This window comes from Rhodococcus sp. 06-462-5, assembly GCF_002258315.1.
In the GTDB taxonomy this organism is placed as follows: Bacteria; Actinomycetota; Actinomycetes; order Mycobacteriales; family Mycobacteriaceae; genus Rhodococcoides.
The window spans coordinates 132,209-157,867 of the sequence record NZ_NOYD01000050.1; the positions used below are offsets into that span (position 1 = coordinate 132,209).

Here is a 25,659-nt window from a genome sequence, read left to right on the forward strand (position 1 = left end):
GCGGAACCTGCTTTCGTTGCTCTGTTCGACGCCCGACCTGTTCGGTCCGACACCTGGGACGACTCGACGTGCCAGACTACGGCCTTGACCGAAGATGTCGGACCAACGGCATAGTGTCGCAGTCGTGAGTATTTCCGTGTCGACGCCCATCGACTTGCCTCTACTCGATCTCGGTGACGGTGAGCAGCAGTCGCCGTCGACGTCCGGCTCCCGTAGTACACCGGCGTTGTCACCCTCGCGCGCAGGTGATTTCAAGCAGTGCCCACTGCTCTATCGCCTTCGCGCCGTCGACCGAATTCCCGAGGTCTCCACCGAAGCTCAGGTGAAGGGAACTGTGGTGCACGCCGCATTGGAGGCCCTGTATGCGTTGCCCGCACAGGATCGTGTGCCGACCACTGCGCGAGAGCTCGTGGATCCGGCGTGGGAGCGAGTTCTCGCGCGGTCGCCCGACATCGAGACTCTGGTTCCGGTGGACGAACGACCGGCGTTTCTCGATCGGGCTCGCGCGCTGGTCGCCGGTTACTACGAACTCGAAGACCCCACTCGGTTCGAGCCCGAATCCTGCGAACAGCGAGTGGAGGTGGTGCTGGAGGACGGTACGCCGCTGCGCGGGTTCATCGATCGGATCGATGTGGCACCGAACGGGATGATCCGTGTCGTCGATTACAAGACGGGCCGGGCTCCGCGGGAGTTCACCGAGTCCAAGGCGCTGTTCCAGATGAAGTTCTACGCCCTGATGATCATGCGGGTGCGTGGAGTCGTTCCGGCGCAACTGAAGTTGATGTATCTCTCCGACAAGCAGGAGCTGACCTACACCCCCGACGAGGGCGAACTTCGCAGGTTCGAGCGCATGCTCTCGGCCATCTGGAAAGCGATTCTGGCCGCAGGCGAGACCGGCGACTTCCGCGCCAAACGGGGTGCGTTGTGCAAGTGGTGCGATCACCAGGCACTGTGTCCGGAGTTCGGTGGTACTCCCCCGCCGTATCCGGGTTGGCCGCAGGCGGTCCAGGCTCAGGCGGTGGCCGAGCAGTGACGATTCCGAACGCCTTCTTCGTTCCAGCCGGAGTCGGTAGTGAAGGCCACGAGAGGGTCACCGCGACCGAGCACACCGTCAGCCTGTGGGCACCGACGATGCAGCACGGGGCACCGCCGTCCGCCCTGTTGGTCCGTGCGCTCGAGCGCGTCGACGCTCGGGAGGACACCCGTATCAGTCGCGTGGCCGTCGACATCCTCGGGCCGGTTCCGGTCGGGGACATCGAGATCCGAGCCTGGACGGAGCGTCCCGGTGCCAACATCGAGCTCGTCGTGGCGGAACTCTGGGCGGACGGCACCTCGGGAACTGCGCGGGCGGTGGCTCGCGGCAGCGCATGGCGTATGCGCACCACGCCGACCGACGACGTTGCACACTCGGGCGATCCGGTGATGCAACCGGTGAGCGACGGTGTCGACTACACGTTCGGTGGCACCTGGTCGTCGGGCTATCTCGACGCCGTCGAGTTCAAGACTCTCACCGGACTCGGCGAGCCGGGGCCGGGCCAGGTGTGGGCAAGGCCCAAACCTGTTCTCGTGCAGGGTGAATCGATGACATCACTGGAAAGACTGTTCTCGATCGCGGACATCGCGAACGGAATCGGAGCGAAACTCCCGATCGACGAATGGACGTTCTTGAACACCGACCTGACCGTGCACGTGTTCCGAGTGCCGCAGGGCGAATGGATCGGGGTGTCGGCCGAGACCTCCACCGGGCCCGACGGTATCGCCATGTGTGCGGGCACACTCAGCGACGAACTGGGACCGGTCGGCCGCATCGCTCAGACGGTGCTGGTTCGCCGTCGCACCTGACGAGCGACAACGATCGCGGCACCCGCTGCGAGGACGCAACGCGCGAAGCGACCCGTCGGCTGCCCGGATTCAGAATGCTCGGCAGGACCTGATGTCGGAGGCGAGGATCGCCTTGGCACCCAGCTCGGCGAGCTGATCCATGACGTTGTTGTGCACCTTGCGAGAAACCATGGCGCGCACGGCAACCCAATTGTCGTCGACCATCGGGGCGAGGGTCGGCGATTCGATTCCGGGGGTGATCTTGACGGCCTCGTCGAGGATCGACTTGGGGCAGTCGTAATCGAGCATCAGGTACTGCTGCGCGAACACGACGCCCTGCACGCGCGCGATGAGCTGCTTGCGTGCGGAGTCGGTGCCAGGGGTGCCTGCCCGTTCGATCAATACACCCTCCGAATCGCAGAGGGATTCACCGAAGGCCACGAGGTTGTTCTGACGCAGCGAGCGTCCCGACTCCACGACGTCGGCGATCGCGTCGGCGACCCCGAGCTGGATGGAGATCTCGACTGCACCGTCGAGACGGATGACCGTGGCCTCGAGTCCTCTGGAGGCCAGATCCTTACGCACCAGATTGGGATAGGACGTGGCGATGCGCAGTCCGCCCAGGTCCTCGGGTGCCCATTCCTTGCCCGCAGGTGCGGCGTATCGGAACGTCGAACGACCGAATCCGAGTGCCAGCCGTTCCTCGACCGCAGCACCCGAATCGAGAGCCAGGTCGCGTCCGGTGATACCCAGATCCAACTGCCCGGATCCGACGTAGATCGCGATGTCCTTGGGGCGCAGAAAGAAGAACTCGACGCCGTTCGCCGGGTCGAGAACCGTCAGGTCCTTCGAGTCGCTTCGACGTCGGTAACCGGCTTCACTGAGAATTTCGGCGGCGGACTCGGAGAGAGCGCCCTTGTTGGGTACGGCTACGCGCAGCATGGAGTTTTCCTTGTTCGACGAGTTCGTGAGCGACATGCGGATCGAACTCACAGATGTTTGTAGACGTCCTCGAGTTCGAGGCCTCTGCCCACCATCATCACCTGGACCCAGTAGAGGAGCTGAGAGATCTCCTCGGCGAGCGCCTCGTCGCTCTCGTGCTCGGCAGCGATCCACACTTCACCGGCTTCTTCGAGGACCTTCTTGCCCTGGAAATGAACTCCCGCGTCCAACGCTGCGACGGTGCCCGAACCCTCGGGACGGGTCTTCGAGCGATCGGTGAGCTCGGCGAACAGCGAATCGAAAGTCTTCACGACTGGATATTCTTTCACGTCGACACTCGGGTACACGAACACGGTCGAGATCAGGCTGTCAGGCCCGACCAAGCCCGCCGGACGTCGTCGGCAGTCAGGCCGAGCAGACCGTCGCGAATCGTGTACCCGGGTGCGGCCGGCACTGCGATCTCGGAGGGAACCACCAGCACCGGACAGCCCGCCGTGTGGGCAGAGAGCGAGCCGGTGGGCGAATCCTCGACCGCGAGGCAGGAGGCAGCGTCGAAACCGAGCAACGCAGCACCGCGCAGGTACGGTGCCGGGTGCGGCTTGCCTGCCTCGACCTCGTCGCCGGTGACCGTGATGTCGAAGTACTCGCGCCCCAGGGTGTCGAGTGCCCGCTCGACCAGACCCCGCTCGGTGTTGGTGACCAGCCCGGTGGACAGGCCCATCTCGCGCACGAGCGCAAGAGCGTCCTTTGCACCGGGTCGCCACGGAATGCCCTCGGCGAACAGGTCTCCGACGCGGGCCGTAAGCCATTCGCGGCCCTGAACCAGGTGCTCGTCGGTGACCTCGACCGACGCGTTCGCCAGAACCTTGCGCAGTGCATCCCACATCGAGTTGCCGAGGGTGCTCTCGCGCACCTCCGCGCTGAGTTCCGTTCCCAGCGTGCGGGAGTACTCACCGATGGCGACGTCCCAGATCTTCTCCGAGTCGAGCAGCGTGCCGTCCATGTCCCACAGGACACCTCGCAGGTGGGTTCTAGACATTGAAGTACTTGGCCTCCGGGTGATGAAGTACGAATGCATCGGTCGACTGTTCGGGGTGTAGCTGCAGTTCCTCGGAGAGCTTCACGCCGATTCGCTCGGGTTCGAGGAGCGCGGCGAGCTTGATGCGGTCTTCGAGATCCGGGCATGCTCCGTAGCCGAACGAGTAACGCGCACCGCGATATTCGAGTTTGAAGAAGCCCTCGGCCTCGGTGGGATCCTCCGAGGCAACGGAATTGCCGTCGGACAGCTTCAGCTCCTCGCGTACCCGGCGATGCCAGTACTCGGCCAAGGCTTCGGTGAGCTGAACGCCGATTCCGTGGACCTCGAGGTAGTCGCGGTACGAGTCGGCGGCGAAAAGCTCGTTCGCGAAGTCCGCGATGGGCTGGCCCATGGTCACCAAGTTCATCGGCAGAACGTCGACCTGGCCCGATTCCCGTGCAGCCGTACGCGATCGAACGAAGTCCGATATGCAGAGGAAGCGGTCGCGGTGCTGCCGCGGGAACGTGAACCGAAAGCGTTCGGGCGCATCGGGTTCGGGTTCGGTGAGCACGATCACGTCGTCGCCCTCGGAGACCGCCGGGAAGTATCCGTACACCAACGCCGCATGCGCGAGGATGCCGTCGGTGCTCAAACGATCGAGCCAATAACGCAGGCGCGGTTTGCCTTCCGATTCCACCAGATCCTCGTACGTCGCGCCTTCGCCCTTTCGAGCACCGCGCAGACCCCACTGCCCCAGGAACAGAGCCCGCTCGTCGAGCAGCCCCGAGTACTCCGACAGCGACACACCCTTGACGATGCGCGTGCCCCAGAAGGGCGGCACCGGAATGTCGATATCGGCAGCGACATCGGATCGCTCGGGCACGACCACCGGTGCCTCGGCGGCCTTGCGCTTCTCGGCGATTCGCTTGGAGCGCTCGTGACGTTCCTTGCGCTCGGCCGTCTTCGCCTTTGCGGCGAGCGCCTCGGGGCTGTCCGGAGCCGGACCGCCGCCACGCTTGGTGGTCATGATGGTGTCCATCAACCGAAGGCCCTCGAATGCGTCACGCGCATAGTGCACGTCGCCCTCGTAGACGTCCTGCAGATCGTTCTCGACATACGACCGCGTCAGCGCCGCACCACCGAGCAGAACCGGGAATTGCTCGGCGACACCCCGCGAGTTGAGCTCGATCAGGTTGTCCTTCATGACGACGGTGGATTTCACCAACAGCCCGGACATGCCGATCACATCCGCGCGCTTGTCGATCGCAGCTTCCAGAATGGTCGAAATCGGTTGCTTGATACCGAGATTGACCACCTCGTAGCCGTTGTTGCTCAGAATGATGTCGACGAGGTTCTTGCCGATGTCGTGCACATCGCCCTTGACGGTACCGAGCACGATGCGGCCCTTGCCGTCGTCGTCGGTCGCCTCCATGTGCGGCTCGAGGTACGCCACAGCAGCTTTCATCACCTCAGCGGAGGCGAGCACGAACGGCAGCTGCATCTGGCCGGAGCCGAACAGCTCACCCACGGTCTTCATCCCCGAGAGCAAGGTCTCGTTGATGATCTCGAGCGGCGGCTTCTCGGTCATCGCGGTGTCGAGATCGGCGTCGAGGCCGTTGCGTTCACCGTCGACGATGCGTCGTTCGAGTCGCTCGAACAGTGGCAATCGGCCGAGTTCCTCGGCGCGGGATTCGCGCGCCGAGGCCGCGGAGACACCCTCGAAGAGCTGCATGAGCTTCTGCAGCGGGTCGTAGCCCTCGCTCCGACGGTCGTACACCAGATCGAGAGCCGTCTCGCGCTGCTCGTCGGGAATCTTGTTCATCGGCAGGATCTTCGACGCGTGCACGATGGCGGTATCGAGACCGGCCTGCGTGCACTCGTGCAGGAACACCGAGTTCAGTACCTGGCGTGCAGCGGGATTGAGGCCGAACGAGATGTTCGACAGCCCGAGGGTGGTGTGCACCTTCGGGTACTTCTCCTTGAGCTGCCGGATCGCCTCGATGGTCTCGATGCCGTCGCGTCGCACCTCTTCCTGGCCCGTCGAGATCGGGAAGGTGAGGGTGTCGACGATGATGTCCTCGTGGCGTAAGCCCCAGTTCTCGGTGATGTCGGTTATCAACCGGTCTGCGACTCGCACCTTCCACTCGGCCGTACGTGCCTGTCCCTCTTCGTCGATGGTCAGAGCGACGACAGCGGCGCCGTGCTCCTTGACCAGACGCATGATCTTCTGGAACCGCGAGTCGGGCCCGTCGCCGTCCTCGTAGTTGACCGAGTTGACCGCGCTGCGGCCACCGAGGTGCTCCAACCCTGCTTCGAGAACGGCAGGTTCGGTGGAGTCGAGCATGATCGGCAGGGTCGACGCGGTCGCCAGGCGGCTGGCCAACGCGGCCATGTCGGCGGCACCGTCGCGGCCGACGTAGTCGACGTTGAGGTCGAGCATGTGCGCACCGTCGCGCGTCTGATCCTTGGCGATGTCGAGGCACTTCTCGTAGTCCTCGGCGAGCATCGCGTCGCGAAATGCCTTGGACCCGTTGGAGTTGGTGCGCTCACCGATCATCAGGATGCTGGCATCCTGCTCGAACGGAACGGCGGTGTAGAGCGAGGACACGCCCGGCTCCGGCGCAGGCCGACGTTCGAGTTTCGTTGCCCCGTGGACCATGTCGGCAACCTGGCGGATGTGCTCGGGCGTGGTGCCGCAGCAACCGCCGACCAGAGCCAACCCGTACTCGTTGACGAAGCCGCTCAGAGCCTCGGCCAGTTCGGGGGCGGTCAGTGGGTACTCGGCACCCTTCGCACCCAGCGTCGGCAGGCCGGCGTTGGGCATCACCGACACCGGTAGACGCGAATGCTTGGACAGATGGCGCAGGTGCTCGCTCATCTCGGCCGGACCGGTCGCGCAGTTGAGCCCGATCATGTCGATACCGAGGGGTTCGAGTGCGGTCAGTGCGGCACCGATCTCGCTTCCGACGAGCATCGCACCGGTGGTTTCGACGGTGACGTGGGTGATGATCGGGATTCGGACGCCGAGCCTGTCCATCGCGTGCTGGCTACCGATGATCGCGGCCTTGACCTGCAGCAGATCCTGGCAGGTCTCGACCAGGATGGCGTCGGCACCGCCGTCGATCATGCCGAGGGCGGCCTCGGTGTACGCGTCGCGCAGTCGGGCGAAGGGAGCGTGTCCGAGAGTGGGGAGCTTGGTGCCCGGGCCCATCGAGCCCAGCACGTAGCGGCCCATTCCATCGCGGCCGGGACCCATCTCGTCGGCGGTCTCGCGCGCGAGACGGGTGCCCTTCTCCGCAAGTTCGCGGATGCGGTCCTCGATGTCGTAGTCGGCGAGGTTCGGCAGGTTGCACCCGAAGGTGTTGGTCTCGACGGCGTCCGCGCCTGCCGCGAAGTACTCGCGGTGGATCTCCCGCAGTACATCCGGCCGGGTGTCGTTGAGGATTTCGTTGCAGCCTTCGAGGCCGATGAAGTCGTCGAGAGTCAGCTCGGCGTCCTGGAGCATCGTGCCCATCGCGCCGTCGCCGATGACAACGCGACGTGAAATCGCATCGAGCAGACTGGGCTTGTGTTCAGCGGGCATCACTACAGAGTAGTGGGCACCGAAGTTACGTCGGGTCGTAGGCTGTCGTGGTGAGTCCCCGAAACCTCGATGGCCAGTCCCCGATCGACAACGGTAACGAAAATACGGACATTTCGGGATCCGGATCGGATGTGCCTCTCGATGCTGCATTGATCGAGGCAGTCCACGATGCTGTGGCCAACGCCACAGACCTCGACGATCTCGACGATCTCGACGACGACATTCCCGAGCTGCGCTCCCCGATCCTGGTGGCTGCCTTCGAGGGCTGGAACGACGCAGGTGATGCGGCCAGCGGCGCGATAGAACATCTGGAGCTGATCTGGGACGCCAGCCCGCTGGCCGAACTGGACTCCGAGGACTACTACGACTACCAGGTCAACCGCCCGACCGTCCGCCAGGTGGATGGTGTCACTCGCGAGATCGAGTGGCCGTCCACACGGCTGTCGGTGTGTTCGCCTCCCGGCAGCTCACGCGATGTGGTGTTGCTGCGCGGCATCGAGCCCAACATGCGCTGGCGCAGCTTCTGCGACGATCTCCTCGAATTCGTCGAACAGCTCGGCGTCGAGACCGTGGTGATCCTGGGAGCGTTGCTGGCCGACACCCCGCACACCAGGCCCGTTCCGGTGACCGGCACCGCCTACAGCACCGAATCGGCCGAACAGTTCAATCTCGAACAGACCCGCTACGAGGGACCGACCGGAATCACCGGTGTACTGCAGGACGAGTGCGTCAAGGCGGGGGTGCCCGCGGTCTCCTTCTGGGCTGCTGTTCCTCACTACGTCTCCCAGCCGCCCAACCCCAAGGCCACCGTGGCGCTGCTGCAGCGGGTCGAGGACGTGCTCGACATCGAGGTACCGCTCGGCGAACTGCCCACCCAGGCCGAGGAATGGGAAGAGGCGGTGACCGAGATGACGAAGGAAGACGAGGAGATCAGCGAGTACGTCCGCAGCCTCGAGGAACGCGGTGATGCCGAGGTGGACATGTCCGACGCGATCGCCAAGATCGACGGCGACGCCATCGCGGCCGAGTTCGAGAAGTACCTGCGTCGACGCGGTCCGGGCAACTTCGGGCTCTGACCGACCGCACACGAGGGACCGGGAGCCGGTGAGGTCTTTCTGATCCCGACGTAACGTCACCGCAGCGGTGACGTCACCCCGACCCCGCAACCTCGTGGGTATGGCCAGCACACCGCGATTCCTGCACGGCATCTTCTCCTTTACCGGGCACGGTCTCGACAAGCCCGAATTGATCGATCCCAGCCTGAGCTTCGTCGTCCCCGAGAGTGCGACGGCTCAGCCGCTGTACTTTCGCGGTGGAAACTCGAGCGACGAGTTGGTGGTCGTGACCTTGCTCCGCGACGGCAGCCCGATGCGCATGTTCCCGATGGGCGCCAAGAGCGGAGTGAACATTCCGCTGCGGGTGGTCGAGGACGTGGATCCGGACACGGTGCTCGAACTGGTGATTGCCGCCCCTGCCGGAACCAGCGGAGAGGTCGTCGTCGATTTCGGTCTGGTGCTGATCTGATGACCGCGTGCAAGCAGCGATTGCTGGTGGTCGGTAACGGGATGGCCGGTGCCAGGGCAGTCGAGGAGATCATCAAACGCGACGGCAGTTCGCAATTCGAGATAACCATGATCGGCGACGAGCCGTACGGCAACTACAACCGAATCATGCTCTCGCACGTGCTGTCCGGCGAGGCCACCGTCGACGACGAGGATCTCATTCTCAACCCGATGAGTTGGTACAGCGCGAACGGTGTGACCCTGCACGCCGGGGACCGCGCGATCTCGCTCGACCGGTTCTCCAAGACCGTCGTCTGCGAGAGCGGTCGGTCCGTCGACTACGACGTGCTCGTCATCGCCACCGGCAGCAATACGTTCTTCCCGAACATGGACGGTCTTCGGGAGTCCGACGGCAGGCTGGCGCGCGGCGTGTTCGGCTTCCGCACCATCGCCGACACCAACGGGATGCTGCAGATGGCGCAGTCGCGTGACGACGTCTCGGCGGTCGTCATCGGTGGCGGACTCCTCGGACTCGAAGCCGCGTACGGCTTGCGCACGCAGGGCCTGGAGGTGAACGTGGTGCACTCCCCCGGACACCTGATGAATCAGCAGCTCGACGAGCGCGGCGGACGAGTGCTGCGCAACAAGATCGAGTCACTCGGCGTCGGCGTGCACACCTCCAAGCGGACCACCTCGGTGTTGCGCTCCGAGGACGGCGTCGTCACGGGCGTCGGGTTCAACGACGGCACCTCGCTCGACGCGGACATGGTCGTGGTCACCGCGGGCATTCGTCCCAGTGTCGATTTCGCTCGCGCCGGCGGACTGGTGATCGAACGAGGAATTGTCGTCGACGACCAATTGCGTTGCGAGGACGAGGGTTCGATCTATGCCGTCGGCGAATGCTGCCAGCATCGCGGCGAGGTCTACGGCCTGGTCGCGCCGCTGTGGGAACAGGCCGTCGTGTTGGCCGACGTGCTCACCGGAGCCGATCCCACTGCGGCGTACCACGGTTCGCGTCTGACCACCAAGCTCAAGGTGGCCGGTGTCGACGTCGCCTCGATGGGGATCACCTCTCCCGAACGCGACGACGACGAGTTCGTCCAGTTCTACGAACCGCGCAGTGGTACGTACAAGTCGGTGATCGTGCGGAACAACAAGCTGGTCGGTGCCACCTTGCTGGGCGACATCTCCAAGGCCAACTTCCTGACGCAGGCGTTCGACGAAAAGGTGCCGTTGCCCGAGGAGCGCATCAGCATGCTCTTCGACATGGGAACTCCCTCTGCGGCAACAGGAGCCGCCGAGCTGGCCGACGACGTTCAGGTGTGCAACTGCAACGGTGTCACCAAGGGTGCCATCGTGGCCTGCGTGCACGCGGGTGCCAAGAACCTCGGTGACGTCACCGCGAAGACCCGAGCGGGCAAAGGGTGCGGATCGTGTAAGGGCCTGGTCAAGGACATCATCGCGTGTGCGGCAGGCGGTGCCGTCGAGGCCGATCCCACAGCCGACTGGTACGTCCCCTGCATTCCCATGACCAAGCCGGAACTGATCGACGCCGTTCGAGCGCAGGATCTTCGGGCGGTGTCTGCGGTGTTCGCGGCGCTGGCGACCGGCGGAGCAGAGGATGCCGCCGCCAAGATGCCGTTGGCATCGTTGCTGCGGACGGTGTGGGGCCCCGACTGGGTGGACGAGCGCGGCGCACTGTTCATCAACGACCGCGTCCACGCCAACATCCAGCGCGACGGCACGTTCTCGGTGGTGCCGCAGATGAAGGGTGGCGTCACCACCCCGGATCAGTTGCGCAAGATCGCCGACGTCGCGGACAAGTACCACGTTCCGCTGGTCAAGGTCACCGGCGGACAGCGGATCGACCTTCTCGGCATCAAGAAGGAGGATCTGCCGAAGGTGTGGGGCGATCTGGACATGCCCTCCGGCTTCGCCTACGGCAAGAGCATGCGCACGGTGAAGACCTGTGTCGGCAGCGACTTCTGTCGCTTCGGCCTCGGTGATTCGACAGCTCTTGGCATCGCCCTCGAAGAACGGTTCCAGGGCCTGGAGACTCCGGCGAAGTTGAAGCTCGCGGTCGCGGGCTGCCCACGCAACTGCTCGGAGGCACTGTGCAAGGACTTCGGCGTCGTCTCGGTCGGCGAAGACAAGTGGGAGATCTACGTCGGCGGTGCAGCAGGCGCGCACATCCGCAAGGGCGATCTACTGGCCACCGTGACGGGGGCCGAGGAGGTTCTGACCGTGGCAGGCAGGTTCATTCAGCACTACCGCGAGAACGCTCAGTGGCTCGAGCGGACGTACGCATGGGTCCCGCGTGTCGGCCTGGAAGAACTGCAGAGCGTGCTGATCGACGACCGGGACGGCATCGTCGCCGGACTCGACGAGCGAGTGCAGGCATCGGTGGACGGGTACATCGACCCCTGGCAGGACCGCGCGGCACCGAAGTCACCCGCCCAGTTCACCCCGTCGCTGCCCCTGCTTCCGCTCCCGCAGGTGCCGGTCCGATGAGCGTGCCGGTCGGGGCCGTGGAGGACCTGACACCCGGCGAGGGACGCGCCTACGTGGTGGACGGCAAGCAGGTTGCGGTGTTCCTGCTCAGCGACGGCTCGGTGCGAGCGATGGACGCCGTGTGCCCCCACAAGGGCGGGCCCCTGGCCGACGGTCAGATCGACGGGTCCATCGTCGTCTGCCCACTGCACCAGTACACGTTCTCGCTCGACGACGGCACCTGCCCCAGCGGCATCGACTCGGTGCGCACCTACCCCGCCGCAGTAGTGGACGGAAAAGTAACCGTCGAACTCTGACCGGCACGGTTGAACGACTGGCACTCCTACCCCCTACCCTGTTCCAGTGAGCGAATCAGGCGAGGACGCGCGGCAGGGAGTCGTGAACGCGTTCGTGGAGGAAGATCGTCTCGGTCTGTTCTCGTTCGCCGTTGCCGAGAAGCGGTCCGAGTACCTGGCCGTTCTCCGGGCCTTCGACACCGCACGAGCCAACTACGTCGTCCTGCTGCACTCCGGAGACGTGGCCGACCTCATCGCACGCAGCCCAGGTCGGCACGCCGCCCTGACCACCCTCGACATCGCACCTCTGCTCGATCAGCTCCACGCCTGGAATCTGCTCGAACGCAGTTACGACGGCACCCGCGCCGCAACCCTCGCCGAGTACCGCAACCGTCACTTCGTCTACCAGTTCGGCCAAGCCGGCTACAAGGTCTACCGCGCGGTCGAGGACGTGCTCGGGGCCCGCCTGGACGACGCGGCGCTGTCGAGGCTGGTGCTGCCCGAGCTGTTGGCGGATATGCACGAGCTGGCCGAGGCGAACCGTCAGGCCGACGGCGATCGTATCTACCGCAAGCTCAGCCGACTCGATTCGACGCTGTCGGAAATGGCGACCCGCGCCGCCCACTTCTATCTGGTGCTCGGTGACCTCGTGCGCACCACCGAGATCACGCCGGAGTCGTTTCTGGTCCACAAGGACGCCCTGCTGACACACATGCGTGAATTCAGCTCCGATCTGACTCGCTACGCACCGAAGCTCGCCGAGGCGATAGCACTCGTCGAGAGCACCGGGATCGAGGAACTCGTCGAGCGAGCCGCGATCAGCGACGAACGAGTCTTCCTCACCGTGGACGAACGCCGCGCCGACTGGACCGATCGATGGGCCGGCCTCTCGCACTGGTTCGTCTCGGCCGAGTCCGAGCTCAGCGAGTCCGAGCGACTCCGCGAGGGTACGATGAGTGCGATCGCCGCCGTGCTGTCGCTGCTGCGCCGCGTCACGGAAACCCGCAAGGGCGGAGTCAGCCGCGAGAGCCAATTACGCCACCTGGCCGGTTGGTTCGCTGCCGCGCCCACCGAGGACAGCGCGCATGCCCTGTTCCATGCCGTGTTCGGCCTCGGCAGACCACGGCACCTGTCGATGGTGCATCCCGACGCCGACATCATCTCGACGTCCCGATCGTGGTGGGAGGCACCGCCGGTCGAGATCTCGCGCACCTTGGCCGAGACCGGGCGCACCCCTACGCCCGGTGTTCCGGGGCGGGTGCAGCGCAACGACGGTGGCATTCGACGGCTGAGGGAGCAGCAACTCGAGTCGCAGCGATCACGCAGCGCCGCAGCGCAGTCGCTCGCCTCGGCCGGGATCCACGACCGCATTCTCGACGAGCAGGAAACCGAGGTGCTGTTGAGCTTGCTGAATGCTGCGTTGACCGCGCGGGTGCGCGTGAGCGGGCGCACTTCCGACTCTTCCGGGTCGGACAGCGGCGTGCGCCTGACACTGACCGACAGCGAGCGTTCGACGATCGTGCGGACCAGCAGGGGCCGATTGCATCTGGACCGCCTCGCGCTCGAGGTCAGCGAGGTAGCACGCCGATGAGAGCTCGCGAGATCTCCACCCTCGCACTGGATTCCTACCAGCGGGCCGCCCGGGTCGCGCTGTCGAATCACCTGGTGACCACGACGTACCCCGATCGGATCGCGCTACCACTGCTGCGTCGATGGGCGACCGAGCTGCGCGAGGACCTGCTCGAACTGTTCGGGTATCGCCTCGAGGTCACCGAGACCACCGCACGTCTGTTCCCGGTGATCGACGCCCTCGACGACAGCCAACCGGCGCGCACGTCCACCGACCGAATCTTCGATCGCCGCAGATACGCGTACCTGGCTTTGGCGCTTGCGGCTCTCGGCCGGGCGGGCAACCAGATCACTCTGTCCGAACTTGCCGATCACGTTGCGGCCGAGGCGAGTCAGGTCGACGGTGTCGAGCTGACGACCGACCGGGCAAGCGACCGAGACGCGTTCGTCGACGCGATCGGCTGGCTCGCGACCCGCGGCGCCATCGCGTTGGCCGACGGTGATGCGACCGGCTGGGCGAACAACCCGTCCGCAGGCGAGGCGCTCTACGACATCGACCGTCCCGTCGTCGTCGCCATGTTCCGGCCGCCCCGCGCCGTGCAGCACCTGCGATCGATCCGCGGTCTGCTGGCAGGCTCGGTCGCGCCGATCGATCCCGAGGATTCCGAACCGGGACAGCCCGATTCCGGGCGTGAGGCAGACCCGAAGGAAACGCTGCGTGCGGTACGCCGAGCGTTGGTCGAGCAACCGGTCGTCTACCTCGACGATCTCGACCTGGACGGCCGCACCGCGCTGGCCGCGTCGCGCACCGTTGCCGACGTCGAGTTGTTGACCGGCCTCGTTGCCGAGCGTCGCTCCGAAGGAGTCGCCCTCATCGACACCTCGGGTCGGCTCTCGGACTACCGGTTCCCCAGCACCGGAACCATCGCCCAGGTCGCATTGCTGATTGCGGGCGAAATCTCGGACCGAGTGATCGATCCGGATGCACCCGCGCTGGCGACCTACCCCCTTCCCGACGGTGACGCCCTGGTGGATCAGTTGGACAGCGCCATTCCCGACGGCGGGATCTTCGGCGATCTCGCCGAGTTCGGGTTCGGTTCCGATGCAACGGCATTCGGCGATGCGGGCGAGAAGAAACTGTATCCGTTGATCGAGGACAGTTGGCTGACAACGGTCGTCGACGATCTCGTCGAACGCTTCGGCCGCACCTTCGCAGCTCAGTGGCAGACCGATCGGGACGGACTGCGAGTGCGGGCGATCGCGCTGTTGCACCGACTTCGACTGATACACAGCGTGTCCGGCGGCGTACTGGTGCTGCCGGTGATCGCGCGCTACCGCGACGTGATGGTCAGCGTGCGTGATCGGACCCCGCAGGACTCACTGTTCGGCACCGAACAAGCCCCCAGAACCGCACAGTCCGTCAGTAACGAATCGTCCGAAGTAGAGGCCTGAGGTAGATGACCGCACACTCGACACGCTTTCGGCCGACGCGAGCAGGGATCGTCAACCTGTGGGACTACCGCGATCAGGAGTTCTCCTTCGCCGACGGTCGCCTGGTGCTGCGTGGTCCCAACGGATCCGGCAAGACCAAGGCACTGGAAGTGCTGTTTCCCTTCGTCCTGGACGGACGCATCGAACCCCGCCGACTCAATCCCTTCGCCGGAGAAGAGCGGACGATGAAGTCCAACCTGCTCTACCGAGGGCAGGAAAGCGCGCATTCGTACGTGTGGATGGAGTTCGGCCGCGGTTCACGCGAGGACCCCGAATCGGTGACGGTCGGAATCGGAATGCGGGCCAGTCGACACAACGACAAGGTGACCCGCTGGTACTTCGTGGCCGACGGTCGAGTGGGCGTGGACTTCTCGTTGTTGGGTTCCGACGACCGGCCGTTGACGAAGAAGCAGCTCGGTGAGCAGCTGGGTACCGACGCGTTGACCGATCGCCCGGTGGACTACCGCGCCGCGATCGATGCCCGCATGTTCGGTCTGGGCGCGCAACGCTACGACCAGCTGATCAATCTCATTCTGACGCTTCGTCGCCCGCAATTGGCCAAGAACCTCGACCCCAAGGGGCTCTCGCAGGCGCTGACCGACGGTCTGCGTCCGTTGGACGAGCAGCTGGTGCTCGAGGCGGCGCGCTCGTTCAGCGACATGGAAGAAGTAGGCCGTGCACTCGAAGGACTGGCACAGGCCGATCACGCCGCCAAGAACTTCGTCTCGGTGTACTCCAAATACCTTCGAGTACAGACCCGTTCGGACGTCGAGCAGGTCTCGCGCCGGCTCGAGGCGGTGACTCACGCGACCACGGCGCACTTCGCCGCCGCCGCCCTGAAGGACCGGCGTCTGCTGGAACGAGCGGCTGCGGAAACCCGATTCGACGAGGCCGAACGCGCACTGGATCAGGCCGTTGCAGACCGCGAAACTCTGCAGCGCTCGAGCGCCTACGAGGGCAAGCAGCAACTGGACGACTTGGCCGAATCCGCCGCGAAGCTGGAGATCTCGACCGCCCAGCAAGCCGACCGCGCACGCAAGGCGCACGCCGAACTGGAACAGCGCACCACCGAGTCGGCGCGCGCCGACTCCGCACTCCGAGACTCCGTTGCCGGGGTGACCCGCGCCGAGGAAGAACTGCAGACTGCAGCCGAGGACGCGGGAATCGTCTGGACACCACTGCCCGGAACAGCGCGCAGCGATCAGATCAGCACCGCTCTGCGTGGCCATGCCGAGGAGCGCGACGGCGACGTGCGGGCGGTTCGCGAGGCGCTGGGAACCGTCGAGAAGGCATCGACCGAGCGCGCTCGCGCGGAGAGGGCCGCTTCGAAGGCTCGCGAGATGCTCGAGGCAGCGTCGGCGGCGGTCACCGAGGCCGAGGCCACCGTCGATCTGGAGAAGGCGCAGTTCGCGTCGGGTCTGCGGGCCTGGTGGTCGGCCAATTCGGCGTCGTACTCCGCGGCGGGCATCACCTCCGCAGCCTTCGAGGCCCTCGACGCCGCGTTGGCGGGCATCGGCGACGACGATGCCCCGAGCCTGGAATCGGTGCTGGCCGACCAAACCGCAGACGCGGTCGACGCACTTCGTGCCCGCCAGGCCCAGGCACGCGTCGACGTGACGACCCGCACGGCCGAGCTGAACGCGCTGCGTGACGAGCTGTCCCTGGTGCGCGCCGAACACGATGACGCGCCGCCGCCGTTCGCGGCACGAACCGACTCTCGCGTCGAACTCTCGGGTGCGCCACTGTGGCAGCTGGTTCGGTTTGCCGACTCGGTCTCCTCTACCGACGCGGCAGGGATCGAAGCCGCACTGCAGGCAGCGAATCTGCTCGACGGCTGGATTCACCCGACCGCGGACTTCCCCGTCGACTCGAACTCGGAGCAGTATCTGTCGCCGCTGCCGGAAACCTCGAGGCCGACCGGGACCACGTTGGCGTCCGTCCTCGAACCCGAGCCCGGTACCGCCGTATCCGAATCGCGCATCCTCGACGTGCTGAAATCGATTGCACTGCAACAGGATCAACACACTGCCTCGGGTAGTGCCGTCTCGGTGGGTATCGACGGTCGGTACTGGCAGGGGGTGCAGCAGGGCCGACACACCAAGACCGATGCCGAGTACATCGGCGCGACGGCCCGTGCGCGGCGCCGAGAGCAGCGGATCGCCGAACTCGGCGCTGCGATCGACACCGCAACAGCCGCACTGGAGGCCGCGACGGTCGACGAGCGATCTGCCCGCGAATCGGTACAGGCACTGGCTGCGGCCGCCAAGCAACTCCCCCGGGTCTCGGCCATCGTGAAAGCGCAACGCACCGTCACCGCCGCCGCCGGAGCGCTGCGTACCTCGAAGGAGACTTCTGCTGCGGCCGACCGCGAGTTCGACCAGGCGATCGCAGACCTGTCCGCGAAGGAGAAGCAGCTACGCACCGTCGCGGTGGCGCACCACACCCCACACATCGGTCGAGACATCGATGCCCTCGCCGCGGCGATCCGGCATTTCGAACACCAGGGCTCGGTGGTGATCCGCAAGCGCGGCGATCACACGCGCGAAGCAGAACGCGCCCGCGAAGCAACCAACCGACTCGAAGAAGCGAGTGGCCTGGCCGAGGAGCTCGCCGAGGAAGCCGCCATAGCCGACGAGAACTACCGACAGCAGGTCCAACGCCTCGAGCTCCTGAGCGAGAAGCTCGGTGCCACCGCAGAACAGATCGACACCGATCTCGAGAACGCGCGCGAACGCATCGAGAAGTGCCGCGCCGAGCAGCGGGCCGCGCGCAAGGCGGACAAGGAAGCGGGCGAAGCGATCGGCAAGGCCGAGGGGGCGTGCAACACAGCGCTCGAGAGCCTGCGCGGTGCCGTCACCGAAACCCTGGGCGACGCCGTGCGGCTCGCGCCCTACGCTCGCAAGGACCTGCTCGGCATCCTCGGCGTCCACGAGGCGTACACCTGGCCGGCGAGCGACTCGGCGTGGTTGAGCGTGGAGCAGATTCTGTATCGAGTGCAGCAGGCCGAGGGTCCCGACGACGAGGTTCCGGTACTTCCGCCCGTCGTGCGCGCTCTGCATTCGGCGCTCGACGCAGCGACGGCGTCGGTGAAAGTCAGTGACTCGAGCCGAAAGTCGACCCGGACAGCGCTGACGAGTGCGCTGCAGGAGTTCGACTCGCAGCTCGCCGCATCGGGTCAGGACTACCGCCTGCAGTGGGATGCGCCGGACGGTTTGACCGTGGTCCGAGTTCAGGACGAGCAGGGGTACTCGTCGGTCGGAGATTTCGCCGACCGAATCGGTGCGGCGAGAGCCGATCAGGAGTTGCTGCTGACCGAGCAGGAGCGCCGAATTCTCGAGGATGCACTGCTGACCGGCCTGGCGCAGCAGATTCACGAGCGCACTGTCGACGCACGCGAGTTGATCGCGCAGATGTCCGCCGAGATGAAGCAGCGCCGCATGTCCTCGGGCAACACGATCGGTGTGCACTGGGTGCTCGCGGACAACCTCGACGACGGTGCCCGGGCGGTGTCCAAACTGCTCGACCGCGACGCCTCGGCCTTGAACCAGGACGATCTGGCCGCGATGCGAGCCCACTTCGCGTCGGAGATCAGGATCGCTCGGGCGGCGCATCCGGAACGGTCCTACCCCGAGATCCTCTCCACGACACTGGACTATCGCCGCTGGCGCGTGTTCGCCTTCACTCTCATCAGCGGCGACGGCAACGAGGATCGTCTCACCGTCGCACGCCACAGTGCGCTCTCGGGCGGTGAGCAGTCGGTGTCGCTGCACCTGCCCCTGTTCGCCGCTGCGCACGTGATGCTCTCGTCCGCCGATCCACATTCACCTCGACTACTGGCGCTGGACGAGGCATTCGCCGGCGTCGACGACAACGGCCGCAGCGAATTGCTCGGGCTGAGTGTGCAATTCGATCTCGATCTGTTCATGACCGGATACGACCTGTGGATCACCTACAGGGACGTTCCCGGCTGCGCGCACTACGACCTGGCGCATTCGACAGCCGAGAACACCGTCAGCGCAGCTCTTCTGGTGTGGGAGAACGGCGAACTGTTCGCCGAGCACGACGGTACCGACCTCGCTGCTGCACTCGGGTCACCTTTGACCCGCCGGGTGCCGACCCGAACCGAAGGTGGGCTGGAGTTTGACCGGTAACAGCGAATGGCGCGGCAGCGTCGAATTGGCTGCACTGCTCGATGCGGCACGAAAGAAGTTGGAGTCCAACTGGCTTCGCGTCGGCGGCAACATCACCGTCGACTTGAGCGACGCCCCGGAGCTGTGGCGTCTGTGCAGCGCCATCTCTCGGTCCAACTCCAGTCTGCATTCCCGGGCGCGCAGCACCAGGCTCGACCTCGAGCGGTTCGACGCGTGGCTGAGCCATCCGCTCAACGGTGGCCTCGGACTGATCGACACCCTCACTCTGCAGGCCCCGCTGCAGGACAAGAAGAAGATCGCTGCCGACAAGGCACAGGTCCGCGCGGATGCACTCGATCGGGCCAGAGAGGTTCTCGGCGGTGGTACCGATCGCGAGTGGATCGAGCACTGGATCGCGTCGCTGCTCAATCAGGACGGCACACTCGGGGGCCGCGTCGCCGTCGACGCGCTCGCGGTGGCGACACAGGTCCTGGCGCTGCTTCCGGTGGACGGAATGTCGCTGACCGAACTCGCGGAACTGGCCTGCGGTGATACGAAGGCGCTCTCTGGCGGCGGTGCCCCGAAACTCGTCCTCGACGCGTTGTCGTTGCGCGAGAACGTGCCTCGGCCCGTCGATCCGGTCGGCATCAGGGCGTTGTGGGAGACCGCGGGCGTGTCGGTCGACGCAGTGTCCAGCCGGGTGCTGGTGCTCGGCTATCGCGTCGACGAGACCCACACGGTGGCTCGTTGGCTCAACGACGCAGCAGACGAGGGCATCCCCTTCCCCGTCACCGTGGACATGCTCTCGCGCGGGCCACTCACCAACAGCTCGTCCACGGTGTTCGTCTGCGAGAACGTGGCCGTGCTCGCCGCCGCAGCCCGCACCATCGGCTCGAACTGCGCGAGCCTGATCTGCACCGACGGTCAGCCCTCCGCGGCTGTGCACCGGCTGCTGGCCTCCCGCGCGCCCGGCACCACGATCCACTGGCGAGCCGACTTCGACTGGGCCGGAGTGCACATGGTGACCCGAGCGCTCTCCCGATACGACGCCTTGCCGTGGCGCATGGACGTCGACTCGTACCGGCATGCGCTCGATGCGCGGAACTCCGAGCCGCTGAAGGGCCATCCGACGGCCAGTCCATGGGACCCGGAACTGGCTGAGGCCCTTCGCGACTCGGGTCGAGCAGTCATGGAAGAACGACTGATCCCGGATCTGCTGGCCGATCTGCGGACCGGGGATTCGATCTAGTTCGGGGAACGATCAGCGCAGCGGAACGCCGAGCAGCGCGTCGACCGCATCGGCGAAGGCACCGGGTGCGCCCGCATCCGACCCGCCGCGTTCGACCGCGAAACTCGCCCACGCGTCGAGAGCATCGAGGGCCTTGGGGGTGTCCAGATCGTCGGCCAGATGCTGCCGCAACCGATTGATCACATCGTCGGCCGACGCGGCGCTCTCGAGCGCTGCCGCCCGGCGCCACAGTGCGAGCCGGGTGTGAGCCCGTTCGAGAACCTCGTCGGACCACGGCCGATCCTGCCGGTAGTGGCCGGAGAGCAAACCGAGTCGCACGGCGGCCGGATCGACGTCCTCGGCGCGGAGCTTGGAGACGAACACCAGGTTGCCGCGGCTCTTGGACATCTTCTCGCCGTCGAGCCCGATCATCCCGGTGTGCACGTAGTGGCGCGCGAAGCGCGGGTCACCGGTCGCGGCCTCGGCGTGGGCGGCCGAGAATTCGTGGTGCGGAAAGATGAGATCGCTTCCGCCGCCCTGAATGTCGAAGGCGGTACCGATGCGGTTGAGCGCGATGGCCGCGCATTCGATGTGCCACCCGGGCCGGCCAGGACCCCACGGCGACGGCCACGACGGCTCGCCCGGCCGCACTGCGCGCCAGAGCAACGCATCGAGTGGATCCCGCTTACCGACGCGATCGGGGTCGCCACCGCGTTCGGCGAAGAACGTGTCCATCGTGGCGCGGTCGTAACCGGACTCGTAGCCGAACTGCTCGGTGGCATCGGCACGGAAGTACACATCCGGGTATTCGGCATCGTCGACGACGTACGCGGCACCGGACGCGACCAGCTTCTCCACCAGTTCGACGACCTCGTCGACGGACTCGACGGCGCCGATGTAGTCGCGCGGAGGGAGCACCCGGAGCGCTTCCATGTCTGCGCGGAAGAGTTCGATCTCACGTGCTCCCAGATCGCGCCAGTCCTCGCCGTCGCGGTCGGCGCGCTCGAACAGTGGATCGTCGACATCGGTGACGTTCTGCACGTAGTGCACGTCCGTGCCCGCGTCCAACCACAGCCGGTAGATCAGGTCGAACGTCAGGTACGTCGCTGCGTGCCCCAGGTGGGTGGCGTCGTACGGGGTGATTCCGCAGACGTACATCCGCGCCGTCGAACCGGGGGTGACGGGACGGACCTGGCGGTCGGCGGTGTCGAACAATCGAAGCGCTGGACCCTGTCCTGGGATTGTCGGGATCTCCGGGCTCGACCAAGAATGCATGCAGCCGAGCCTATCCGAGCCCGATCAGAAGGCGGGCCAGGGTATGGGTCTGCTCGAGCGAGGTTCCGGCATGACGGGACGGGCGATCAGCTCCTGCGCCCGGTCGAGAACCGCGACCGTTTCGGCCAGGGTGATCTTGTCGACCAATCGTGGAGCGGTGACCGCGTCGAACGTCTCGACGAACCGCACCACGTCGGTCATCAATGCGTCGTCCACGGCCTGGCCAGCCCACCCCCACAGCACCGTCCGCAACTTGTTCTCGGAATGCAGACAGATGCCGTGATCGACTCCGTACACGTAGCCGTCGAGACCTTCGAGCGCGTGCCCGCCCTTGCGGTCGGCATTGTTGAGGATCACGTCGAGAACTGCCATCCGTTGCAGCCGCGGATCGTCGGCGTGGATCAGCGCGATCTCCTCGCCCTCGCCGTCGTAGGCCTGCAGCACCGGAATCCATCCCGCCGGCACGAGATCGGGACGACAGATGTCGACGAGGTCGACGCGTCCCTCCGTGCGCTCTTCCGGCGTGTCGATCCATTTCTGCACCATGCCCGGACCGAACGGCCCGTCGCGCAGCACCGTCGGCGGAATGACTCCCCAACCGAGGGCCTCGGAGATTTCGTACGACGCCACCTCGCGGCCCGCGAGAGTGCCGTCCGGAAAATCCCAGAGCGGCACTTCCCCGCGAACGGGTTTGTACACGCACCGCACGGCCGTCTCGCCCTCGCCCGCCTCGCACACCAGCGTGGCGTTGCTGGCCGACACCACCCGACCGACGACGGTCAGGTCGCCGGTCTCCATGGTTTCGCGGCCCTCGAACGGCGGCAGTTCGACGGTCAAGACTCGTCGACCTCGGTCACCGGTCCGAACGTCGCACCGCGGCGGTAGCCGTTGGTCCTGATGCAGACGTGTCCCTCGGGAGCCAGTGGCTGTCCGCACAGCGGGCACGGCGCGCGGCCCGCTGCGATGACGCGCTCGGACCGCACCGCGAACTCGCGGGCCTGCACCGGAGTGAGGAACACCCGAACGGCATCGGGACCCTCGTCGGTGTCGTCGAGAACGACCGATTCGTCCACCTCGACCTCGCTGACGGCGAGAAGTTCCACCACGACGGCGTTGGCGTCGGCATCCCAGCCGAGCCCCATCGTTCCCACGCGGAACTCGGTGTCGATCGGAGTCAGCAACGGACTGGTGTCGACCGGATCGGTCTCCTCCGCCGGAACATCGGCTCCGAAGCGACGGTGCACCTCTTCGAGCAGCAGACCCATTCTGTCGGCGAGTACCTGGACCTGCTGCTTCTCCAGCGCTACCGACACCACGCGGGCGTCGTGCACCGCCTGGAGGAAGAACGTTCGGTCGCCCGGTTCCCCAACGGTCCCGGCAACGAAACGATCAGGGGTGCGAAAAACGTGTATGGCGCGCGGCATTGCACCTCCTAACGACTCGAACAGCTCCGCGAAGCAATTCGCGGAACTTTCATTATCGGCCACAGATCGACCATGGACGGTATTGCTTGCCCTTCAGCCTGCCACCGATCGGGGCGGTAGCGCCGAATCGGCGCTCTAGCTGCCTGCCCCACCACCGACGACCGCGTCGGAAGAGTCCGCGTTGCCCGATTCCGAAGTGGTGGGCTCCTCGGCCTTCGGCACGAACGCGCTCAGATCGGACCCGGTGTCGTTGGTCCGCAGTACGAAAGGACGCGTCGAGGTGTAGCGAACGACACTGATCGATGCTGGATCGGCGACGATGCGCTGAAAGGAATCGAGGTGGGCACCCATCGCGTCCGAGAGCACCGACTTGATCACGTCACCGTGCGAGCACGCCACCCACAACACGTCGCGACCGTGCTGCGCGGCCAACCGCGCGTCGTGCTCGCGCACGGCCTGCACGGCGCGTTGCTGCACCGTCGCCAGGCCCTCGCCCTCCGGGAACACCGCGGCCGACGGATGCTGCTGCACCACCTTCCACAGTGGCTCGGCCAGCAATTCCTTGATCGTCCGGCCGGTCCACTGCCCGTAGTCGACCTCCACCAATCGATCCTCGACCACCGGCGCGAGCCCGAGCTTGGCAGCCAACGGCTCGACCGTCTGCTCGCACCGCAGCAGCGGCGAGCGTACGATCTCCGCGACCGGCAGATCACCGAGACGATCCGCGACCGCCTGTGCCTGCTCACGCCCGCGATCGTCGAGCTCGACGCCGGCGCTTCGACCCGCGAGCGTGCCTGCGGTATTCGACGTCGAGCGGCCGTGTCGAAGCAAGATGACTGTCATTGCATCGAGCCTAGTGAGGGTGTCCCTACGTTGCAGATACGACCCCGCCTGCCAGGAGACCGAGCACCACGACACCCAGCACGATGCGGTACCCCACGAACCAGTACAGCGAGTGGTTCGCGACGAACTTCAGCAGCCAGGCAATCGAGGCATACCCGAGCCCGAAGGCGACGATCGTGGCCACCAGCAGCTGCGGACCCGACGCCGCCAGTCCCGAGCCGACCGGCTCGAAGGCGTCGGGCAGCGAGAAGAGACCGGAGGCCGTGACCGCCGGGATGGCGAGCAGGAACGAGAATCGCACTGCTGCCTCGCGTTCGAGCCCGAGGAACAGGCCTGCGCTGGTCGTCGCACCGGAACGGGACACTCCGGGAATCAGGGCGAGACACTGCGCCAGACCCATCACGATGCCGTCGCGAGTGGTCAACTTCTCGATCGGACGCTCCTTCCTACCCACCTTCTCCGCGATCGCGATGACGACGGCGAACGCGATCAACATGAACGCGATGAGGTACAGGTTTCGGGCACCGGTTCGGATCTGGTCCTTGAACAGCAGGCCGAGAACGCCGATGGGAATGGTGGCGATGATCACGTACCACCCCATGCGGTAGTCGAGTCCGCGTTCGTCCTTCTGCTTGAGGCCGACGAACCAGGCCTTGACGATTCTGACGATGTCTCGCCAGAAGAACAGCAGCACAGCGGCTTCTGTGCCGAGCTGCGTCACCGCGGTGAAGGAGGCACCGGCATCCTCGTTCCAGAACACGCTGGACACGATGCGCAGGTGCCCGGACGAGGAGATCGGCAGGAATTCGGTCAGGCCCTGCACCGCGCCGAGGATGATCGCCTGCAGCCACGTCATGTCGATCATGCGGCGTCACCCTCCGAGATCGGTGTGGATGAACTGTTCACTGTCGATGCGCGGCCGCCGGCCTGCCCCCTGAATTCGCGATTCACGGGCACGACCGTACCCGGCGCGGCACGTGCGCACCGAGCGGCGCGGCGCACTACTGTGCACTGGCGGCAGTGCAGTTCGACACCGACGATCACACGTAAAAGGACATTCGGCACATATGAAGCAGAGATCGGTCGGCACCAGCGGACTTCGAGTCTCCAGACTCGGCCTCGGCACCCTCGGATGGGGTAGCGGAACCGACGGTGACGACGCCGCGGCACAGTTGTCGGCGTTCGCCGAGGCCGGCGGCACGCTCGTCGACACGTCTCCGGCGTACGGGGACGGACGCGCGCAACGAGTGCTCGCCGAATTGCTCGACGACGTGGTCCCCCGGCACGAATTGGTGATCAGCAGCGCAGCGGGGCTGAGTTCGCGCTACGGTCGCTATCACGTGGACTGCTCGAGGCGCGGGCTGCTCGGCCAACTCGACGCCACGCTGCGCGAACTGGGAACCGACTACCTCGACCTGTGGCAGGTGGCGACCTGGGATCCGATGACTCCGGTCGACGAGGTCGCCGCCACGCTCGACTATGCCGTGACCAGCGGACGGGTCCGCTACACCGGAGCCCGCGGATACCTCGGCTGGCAACTGGCGACGGCGGCAGGTGCAGCCGGTACCGGACACATCGTGGCCACTCAGGCGGAGTACTCACTGCTCGCGCGCGGAATCGAGGACGAGCTGATTCCCGCCGCAGACCACCACGGCATCGGTGTCCTCGCCGCGATTCCCCTCGCGGGCGGCGTGCTGACAGGCAAGTACCGCAACGGAATCCCGGCCGACTCCCGCGGTGCCGACGAGGTGCACGCGGAGTCCGTGCTCACGTACCTGACCGATGCTGCGGTCAGCATCGTCGACGCCGCGGTCACCGCCGCCGACGGGCTGGCCACCTCTCCCCTGGTCGTCGCACTCGCATGGGCTCGGGACAGGCCGGGCGTGAGCAGCGCGATCGTGGGAGCTCGCGATCTGGCTCAGTTGATGGGCGCACTGATGGCCGAGGAACTCGAGCTGCCGTCCGCGATCGCGTCGGCCCTGGACGACGTCAGCGCCTGACCCCCACGAACATCGGACAGGCTAACCTTCCGTTGTGACCGTCAACC

At 65.9% G+C, this 25,659-nt stretch carries 20 protein-coding genes; 11 read left to right on the plus strand and 9 right to left on the minus strand.

Features of this window, described 5'->3' with window-relative positions:
* Window positions 1–136 precede the first annotated feature (136 nt).
* Together CH251_RS22280 and CH251_RS22285 are read left to right on the plus strand one after the other, a co-directional pair.
* Window positions 137–1,033, plus strand: a complete 897-nt coding sequence (locus CH251_RS22280; RefSeq protein WP_373454981.1) for a RecB family exonuclease — start codon at window positions 137–139, stop codon at window positions 1,031–1,033.
* On the plus strand, window positions 1,030–1,842 hold the full coding sequence (locus tag CH251_RS22285; protein ID WP_094615117.1) for a thioesterase family protein: 813 nt from the start codon (window positions 1,030–1,032) through the stop codon (window positions 1,840–1,842). The genes CH251_RS22280 and CH251_RS22285 overlap by 4 nt, the downstream gene beginning before the upstream one ends.
* Window positions 1,843–1,911: 69 nt before the next feature.
* Here the strand turns inward: CH251_RS22285 and hisG are convergent, their stop codons facing one another.
* Genes hisG through metH form a run of 4 tightly spaced genes read right to left on the minus strand, consistent with a single transcriptional unit; the run spans window position 1,912 to window position 7,364 of the window.
* On the minus strand, window positions 1,912–2,763 hold the full coding sequence (gene hisG, locus CH251_RS22290) for an ATP phosphoribosyltransferase (RefSeq protein ID WP_094615315.1): 852 nt from the start codon (window positions 2,761–2,763) through the stop codon (window positions 1,912–1,914).
* A 47-nt stretch (window positions 2,764–2,810) separates the two neighbouring features.
* Window positions 2,811–3,074, minus strand: a complete 264-nt coding sequence (locus CH251_RS22295; RefSeq protein WP_032398466.1) for a phosphoribosyl-ATP diphosphatase — start codon at window positions 3,072–3,074, stop codon at window positions 2,811–2,813.
* 50 nt (window positions 3,075–3,124) lie between these two features.
* Window positions 3,125–3,802, minus strand: coding sequence for an HAD family phosphatase (locus CH251_RS22300; RefSeq protein ID WP_094615118.1), 678 nt, complete (start codon window positions 3,800–3,802; stop codon window positions 3,125–3,127).
* Window positions 3,795–7,364: a methionine synthase gene (gene metH / locus CH251_RS22305; protein ID WP_094615119.1), complete on the minus strand. Its 3,570-nt coding sequence runs from the start codon at window positions 7,362–7,364 to the stop codon at window positions 3,795–3,797. The genes CH251_RS22300 and metH overlap by 8 nt, the downstream gene beginning before the upstream one ends.
* A gap of 173 nt (window positions 7,365–7,537) precedes the next feature.
* Between metH and CH251_RS22310 the strand changes: the two genes are divergently transcribed.
* The 8 genes from CH251_RS22310 to CH251_RS22345 all read left to right on the plus strand — a co-directional run bounded on the left by CH251_RS22310 (window position 7,538) and on the right by CH251_RS22345 (window position 20,091).
* Entirely contained in the window at window positions 7,538–8,440 is a 903-nt protein-coding gene (locus CH251_RS22310; protein ID WP_094615316.1) for a PAC2 family protein, read from the plus strand.
* A gap of 100 nt (window positions 8,441–8,540) precedes the next feature.
* On the plus strand, window positions 8,541–8,888 hold the full coding sequence (locus CH251_RS22315) for a molybdopterin oxidoreductase (protein ID WP_094615120.1): 348 nt from the start codon (window positions 8,541–8,543) through the stop codon (window positions 8,886–8,888).
* Complete coding sequence (nirB, locus tag CH251_RS22320) at window positions 8,888–11,377, plus strand: nitrite reductase large subunit NirB (RefSeq protein WP_094615121.1); 2,490 nt, start codon at window positions 8,888–8,890, stop codon at window positions 11,375–11,377. Before CH251_RS22315 ends, nirB begins: the two co-directional genes overlap by 1 nt.
* On the plus strand, window positions 11,374–11,673 hold the full coding sequence (locus CH251_RS22325) for a Rieske 2Fe-2S domain-containing protein (protein WP_094615122.1): 300 nt from the start codon (window positions 11,374–11,376) through the stop codon (window positions 11,671–11,673). The genes nirB and CH251_RS22325 overlap by 4 nt, the downstream gene beginning before the upstream one ends.
* An 82-nt stretch (window positions 11,674–11,755) precedes the next feature.
* Entirely contained in the window at window positions 11,756–13,243 is a 1,488-nt protein-coding gene (locus CH251_RS22330; RefSeq protein ID WP_373454982.1) for a TIGR02677 family protein, read from the plus strand.
* The gene (locus CH251_RS22335) at window positions 13,240–14,673 is read left to right on the plus strand and encodes a DUF2398 family protein (RefSeq protein WP_094615124.1); all 1,434 of its coding nucleotides are present in this window, start codon (window positions 13,240–13,242) and stop codon (window positions 14,671–14,673) included. Before CH251_RS22330 ends, CH251_RS22335 begins: the two co-directional genes overlap by 4 nt.
* A 5-nt stretch (window positions 14,674–14,678) precedes the next feature.
* Window positions 14,679–18,863, plus strand: a complete 4,185-nt coding sequence (locus CH251_RS22340; protein WP_094615125.1) for a TIGR02680 family protein — start codon at window positions 14,679–14,681, stop codon at window positions 18,861–18,863.
* Entirely contained in the window at window positions 18,853–20,091 is a 1,239-nt protein-coding gene (locus CH251_RS22345) for a DUF2399 domain-containing protein (RefSeq protein WP_256979241.1), read from the plus strand. Before CH251_RS22340 ends, CH251_RS22345 begins: the two co-directional genes overlap by 11 nt.
* 12 nt (window positions 20,092–20,103) lie before the next feature.
* On the opposite strand, the gene mshC is transcribed toward CH251_RS22345, so the two are convergent.
* From mshC to CH251_RS22370, 5 genes are all read right to left on the minus strand, one after another.
* The gene (gene mshC / locus CH251_RS22350) at window positions 20,104–21,345 is read right to left on the minus strand and encodes a cysteine--1-D-myo-inosityl 2-amino-2-deoxy-alpha-D-glucopyranoside ligase (protein WP_094615126.1); all 1,242 of its coding nucleotides are present in this window, start codon (window positions 21,343–21,345) and stop codon (window positions 20,104–20,106) included.
* A gap of 24 nt (window positions 21,346–21,369) precedes the next feature.
* Window positions 21,370–22,143, minus strand: coding sequence for an SCO1664 family protein (locus CH251_RS22355; protein ID WP_179273401.1), 774 nt, complete (start codon window positions 22,141–22,143; stop codon window positions 21,370–21,372).
* A 35-nt stretch (window positions 22,144–22,178) separates the two neighbouring features.
* Window positions 22,179–22,769, minus strand: coding sequence for a DUF3090 domain-containing protein (locus tag CH251_RS22360; protein ID WP_037189325.1), 591 nt, complete (start codon window positions 22,767–22,769; stop codon window positions 22,179–22,181).
* A gap of 135 nt (window positions 22,770–22,904) precedes the next feature.
* The gene (locus CH251_RS22365; RefSeq protein WP_094615128.1) at window positions 22,905–23,612 is read right to left on the minus strand and encodes a histidine phosphatase family protein; all 708 of its coding nucleotides are present in this window, start codon (window positions 23,610–23,612) and stop codon (window positions 22,905–22,907) included.
* 25 nt (window positions 23,613–23,637) lie between these two features.
* Window positions 23,638–24,468, minus strand: coding sequence for an undecaprenyl-diphosphate phosphatase (locus CH251_RS22370; RefSeq protein WP_373454983.1), 831 nt, complete (start codon window positions 24,466–24,468; stop codon window positions 23,638–23,640).
* Between the two features lie 211 nt (window positions 24,469–24,679).
* Between CH251_RS22370 and CH251_RS22380 the strand changes: the two genes are divergently transcribed.
* Window positions 24,680–25,612, plus strand: a complete 933-nt coding sequence (locus tag CH251_RS22380) for an aldo/keto reductase (protein ID WP_094615131.1) — start codon at window positions 24,680–24,682, stop codon at window positions 25,610–25,612.
* Window positions 25,613–25,659 lie beyond the last annotated feature (47 nt).

What these genes read in the sequence shown, in the direction of transcription:
- hisG (WP_094615315.1), bottom strand. Translation starts at nt 2,763, where the DNA reads ATGCTGCGCGTAGCCGTACCCAACAAGGGCGCTCTCTCCGAGTCCGCC.
- CH251_RS22300 (WP_094615118.1), bottom strand. Translation starts at nt 3,802, where the DNA reads ATGTCTAGAACCCACCTGCGAGGTGTCCTGTGGGACATGGACGGCACG.
- metH (WP_094615119.1), bottom strand. Translation starts at nt 7,364, where the DNA reads ATGCCCGCTGAACACAAGCCCAGTCTGCTCGATGCGATTTCACGTCGC.
- CH251_RS22315 (WP_094615120.1), top strand. Translation starts at nt 8,541, where the DNA reads ATGGCCAGCACACCGCGATTCCTGCACGGCATCTTCTCCTTTACCGGG.
- nirB (WP_094615121.1), top strand. Translation starts at nt 8,888, where the DNA reads ATGACCGCGTGCAAGCAGCGATTGCTGGTGGTCGGTAACGGGATGGCC.
- CH251_RS22325 (WP_094615122.1), top strand. Translation starts at nt 11,374, where the DNA reads ATGAGCGTGCCGGTCGGGGCCGTGGAGGACCTGACACCCGGCGAGGGA.
- CH251_RS22335 (WP_094615124.1), top strand. Translation starts at nt 13,240, where the DNA reads ATGAGAGCTCGCGAGATCTCCACCCTCGCACTGGATTCCTACCAGCGG.
- CH251_RS22340 (WP_094615125.1), top strand. Translation starts at nt 14,679, where the DNA reads ATGACCGCACACTCGACACGCTTTCGGCCGACGCGAGCAGGGATCGTC.
- mshC (WP_094615126.1), bottom strand. Translation starts at nt 21,345, where the DNA reads ATGCATTCTTGGTCGAGCCCGGAGATCCCGACAATCCCAGGACAGGGT.
- CH251_RS22355 (WP_179273401.1), bottom strand. Translation starts at nt 22,143, where the DNA reads ATGGAGACCGGCGACCTGACCGTCGTCGGTCGGGTGGTGTCGGCCAGC.
- CH251_RS22360 (WP_037189325.1), bottom strand. Translation starts at nt 22,769, where the DNA reads ATGCCGCGCGCCATACACGTTTTTCGCACCCCTGATCGTTTCGTTGCC.
- CH251_RS22365 (WP_094615128.1), bottom strand. Translation starts at nt 23,612, where the DNA reads ATGACAGTCATCTTGCTTCGACACGGCCGCTCGACGTCGAATACCGCA.
- CH251_RS22370 (WP_373454983.1), bottom strand. Translation starts at nt 24,468, where the DNA reads ATGACGTGGCTGCAGGCGATCATCCTCGGCGCGGTGCAGGGCCTGACC.
- CH251_RS22380 (WP_094615131.1), top strand. Translation starts at nt 24,680, where the DNA reads ATGAAGCAGAGATCGGTCGGCACCAGCGGACTTCGAGTCTCCAGACTC.